The sequence below is a fragment of the Neobacillus rhizosphaerae genome (genome assembly GCF_050477885.1).
Classification (GTDB): domain Bacteria; phylum Bacillota; class Bacilli; order Bacillales; family Cytobacillaceae; genus Neobacillus; species Neobacillus rhizosphaerae_A.
Map to the genome: position 1 here is coordinate 1 of NZ_JBCNAC010000025.1, position 3120 is coordinate 3120.

A 3120-nucleotide genomic window follows, 5' to 3' on the forward strand; every position below is an offset into this window, starting at 1 on the left:
AAGTTTTAAAGCGAACTCGTATTTTACACACACTTCTTCTACATTATCTAGTTTTGAGGGAATGAAAAAAATGAATTTTCCTCTTGCAAAATATGAAAAAGACATTATAATAAAATAGTGTCGAATAAATGGTCTGGTAATTATGGCGAGAAGGTCACACCCGTTCCCATACCGAACACGGAAGTTAAGCTTCTCAGCGCCGATGGTAGTTGGGACGAAAGTCCCTGTGAGAGTAGGACATTGCCAGGCTGTTATCATATTATTCCGCAGTAGCTCAGTGGTAGAGCTATCGGCTGTTAACCGATCGGTCGTAGGTTCGAGTCCTACCTGCGGAGCCATTTTCTTCTGGAGAGCTGTCCGAGTGGCCGAAGGAGCACGATTGGAAATCGTGTAGGCGGGTAACCCTGTCTCAAGGGTTCAAATCCCTTGCTCTCCGCCATTAAGATTTTTATTATATGGCCCCTTGGTCAAGCGGTTAAGACACCGCCCTTTCACGGCGGTAACACGGGTTCGAATCCCGTAGGGGTCACCATTTATGGAGGATTAGCTCAGCTGGGAGAGCATCTGCCTTACAAGCAGAGGGTCGGCGGTTCGATCCCGTCATCCTCCACCATAAATATATTTGTGAGTTGTATCAATCGAGCTGTTTTATGAATATGCTATTTGAGATTGATACAGTCCATACAATCTATGGGCATGAACAAATTAGATAATTATTACCGTCGCGGGGTGGAGCAGTCTGGTAGCTCGTCGGGCTCATAACCCGAAGGTCGCAGGTTCAAATCCTGTCCCCGCAATATGGTCTGGTAGTTCAGTTGGTTAGAATGCCTGCCTGTCACGCAGGAGGTCGCGGGTTCGAGTCCCGTCCAGACCGCCATAAAATGTTGGCTCAGTAGCTCAGTCGGTAGAGCAAAGGACTGAAAATCCTTGTGTCGGCGGTTCGATTCCGTCCTGAGCCACCATTTATTTCTATGAAATACTTTATATGTGGAGGGGTAGCGAAGTGGCTAAACGCGGCGGACTGTAAATCCGCTCCCTCCGGGTTCGGCGGTTCGAATCCGTCCCCCTCCACCATATACAGGGGTATAGTTTAAAGGTAGAACGAAGGTCTCCAAAACCTTTGGTGTGGGTTCGATTCCTACTACCCCTGCCAATTATATATTGTGGCGATTGTGGCGAAGTGGTTAACGCACCTGATTGTGGTTCAGGCATTCGTGGGTTCGATTCCCATCAGTCGCCCCATAATATTTTAAATTATTTGAGCATTGGGCTATAGCCAAGCGGTAAGGCATCGCACTTTGACTGCGACATGCGTTGGTTCAAATCCAGCTAGCCCAGCCATTTTGCGGAAGTAGTTCAGTGGTAGAACACCACCTTGCCAAGGTGGGGGTCGCGGGTTCGAATCCCGTCTTCCGCTCCATAATATACGGCGGCATAGCCAAGTGGTAAGGCAGAGGTCTGCAAAACCTTTACCACCGGTTCGAATCCGGTTGCCGCCTCCATAAAATTTATACAGTGCATAATCTACTTTTTATATACGCCGGGGTGGCGGAACTGGCAGACGCACAGGACTTAAAATCCTGCGGTAGGTGACTACCGTACCGGTTCGATTCCGGTCCTCGGCACTGATTTACTAAAACAATTTAATATGCCGGTGTGGCGGAATTGGCAGACGCGCACGACTCAAAATCGTGTTCCTCTGGAGTGCCGGTTCGACCCCGGCCACCGGTATCATTGAAAAACACTTCTTATTTCATTATAAGAGGTGTTTTTTATTTTATTGATTAAAGTAACTTATCTACGTGCCAAAACTGGGTAACTATCAGACAAATGGGTAACGTAGAAGTGTTCTACGAGCTCCAAATGAGTGAAAAACAGAGAAAAGGGTAACGTAGAAGCGTTCTACGAGCCCCAAATGAGTGAAAAACAGAGAAAAGGGTAACGTAGAAGTGTTCTACGAGCCCCAAATGGGTGAAAAACAGAGAAAAGGGTAACGTAGAAACAGTCTACGTTACCAATACGAGCAATAAACAGAGTGAAAGGTAACGTAAACACACTCCAAAGCACTTCAATAGGCTAAGTACAACATCGTCGGCAAAAATGTATCTTAAAATCACCAAATAATACTAACAAAAAAACGAGCATGGCTCGTTAGTTGTTTTCTCCATATTTGGTTACGCCAAAATAATCACTTGTTGCATAATTATTGTATTTAACATCTAAATCATGAAACATCCGGTGTACATCAATTAAATAAGAAATATCCTTTGTCTCTTCTGCCTGTTCCAATAAATCTTGTGTTAGCATAAAATCCGATTTTAAATCTGGATTATCAACTGATTCAATCATTTTATCTAAATTCCCTATGTAGTCCTTATATTTTTTTTGAAAGAGAGTAAAATCAAAATCTTTACTTCTTCCCCAGCATAACTCTTCATTCCAATAATTATGATTGATTGTAATGTATTCTCCAATATCCGCTTTGTTTACATGCGCTTGTTCTAGCTGCTGAACTGGCAATTCATTTGAGGCCGCTCGGTAAGACTTTAAATAAATCGTAACCGCGGAACCAATCACAATAGCTATGAATAAGATTGTAGAGAAAATGATCGGTTTTCTTCGAATAAAACTCACCCCACTAGAATAGTAGTTAAAGATTTTAATATAGAGTAGCAAATATTTCTAATGATGTCATTTATAAAGGGGAAAAATCAGTCATATGTTTTTTGATGTTATTCGACAAAATTTGCATTATCCTCTTGACGAGCCAAAAAAAAGTGTGTAATATTGTAAGGGTCAACTTGTTTAATGAGTTGTCACAGAATATATGCGGGTGTAGTTTACTGGTAAAACCTCAGCCTTCCAAGCTGATGTAGTGGGTTCGATTCCCATCACCCGCTCCATACATATTAACTAACGCAGTGTATCGTTACATAGAGAACGATGCATTGCGTTTTTTCTATTTACAGAAAGGCTTTGTTAAACTTGTCTGTTGATTTCCGCTCCAGGCACTTCGCTTTCCGTGGGCGTTTCGGCGAGCCTCCTCGGCGCTTGCGCCTGCGGGGTCTCCCCTGAACCGTACTCCCACAGGAGTCTTCGCGCCTTCCACTCCAATCAACA

At 43.7% G+C, this 3120-nt stretch carries 1 protein-coding gene, 16 tRNA genes and 1 rRNA gene; 17 read left to right on the top strand and 1 reads right to left on the bottom strand.

Going from position 1 to position 3120, the window contains the following annotated elements; translation table 11 throughout:
• Positions 1-132: 132 nt before the first annotated feature.
• The 16 genes from rrf to ABES03_RS03015 all read left to right on the top strand — a co-directional run bounded on the left by rrf (position 133) and on the right by ABES03_RS03015 (position 1731).
• A 5S ribosomal RNA gene (gene rrf / locus ABES03_RS02940) occupies positions 133-249 on the top strand.
• Positions 250-263: 14 nt separating this feature from the next.
• Positions 264-338: transfer RNA gene (locus tag ABES03_RS02945), tRNA-Asn, on the top strand.
• Between the two features lie 9 nt (positions 339-347).
• Positions 348-439: transfer RNA gene (locus ABES03_RS02950), tRNA-Ser, on the top strand.
• Between the two features lie 18 nt (positions 440-457).
• Positions 458-532, top strand: a tRNA-Glu gene (locus tag ABES03_RS02955).
• A gap of 5 nt (positions 533-537) precedes the next feature.
• Positions 538-613: transfer RNA gene (locus ABES03_RS02960), tRNA-Val, on the top strand.
• Between the two features lie 110 nt (positions 614-723).
• A tRNA-Met gene (locus ABES03_RS02965) sits at positions 724-797 on the top strand.
• A gap of 3 nt (positions 798-800) precedes the next feature.
• Positions 801-877, top strand: a tRNA-Asp gene (locus ABES03_RS02970).
• 9 nt (positions 878-886) lie between these two features.
• Positions 887-962 (top strand) — tRNA-Phe (locus ABES03_RS02975).
• A gap of 27 nt (positions 963-989) precedes the next feature.
• A tRNA-Tyr gene (locus ABES03_RS02980) sits at positions 990-1074 on the top strand.
• Between the two features lie 5 nt (positions 1075-1079).
• Positions 1080-1153 (top strand) — tRNA-Trp (locus ABES03_RS02985).
• Positions 1154-1166: 13 nt separating this feature from the next.
• Positions 1167-1242, top strand: a tRNA-His gene (locus ABES03_RS02990).
• Between the two features lie 24 nt (positions 1243-1266).
• Positions 1267-1341, top strand: a tRNA-Gln gene (locus tag ABES03_RS02995).
• A 4-nt stretch (positions 1342-1345) separates the two neighbouring features.
• Positions 1346-1420: transfer RNA gene (locus ABES03_RS03000), tRNA-Gly, on the top strand.
• Positions 1421-1428: 8 nt separating this feature from the next.
• A tRNA-Cys gene (locus ABES03_RS03005) sits at positions 1429-1502 on the top strand.
• A gap of 37 nt (positions 1503-1539) precedes the next feature.
• A tRNA-Leu gene (locus tag ABES03_RS03010) sits at positions 1540-1625 on the top strand.
• A gap of 25 nt (positions 1626-1650) precedes the next feature.
• Positions 1651-1731: transfer RNA gene (locus tag ABES03_RS03015), tRNA-Leu, on the top strand.
• A gap of 420 nt (positions 1732-2151) precedes the next feature.
• Here ABES03_RS03015 and ABES03_RS03020 read toward each other — a convergent pair.
• Complete coding sequence (locus tag ABES03_RS03020) at positions 2152-2634, bottom strand: hypothetical protein (protein ID WP_430115010.1); 483 nt, start codon at positions 2632-2634, stop codon at positions 2152-2154.
• 195 nt (positions 2635-2829) lie between these two features.
• On the opposite strand from ABES03_RS03020, the gene ABES03_RS03025 reads away from it, so the two are divergent.
• A tRNA-Gly gene (locus tag ABES03_RS03025) sits at positions 2830-2903 on the top strand.
• Positions 2904-3120: the final 217 nt, after the last annotated feature.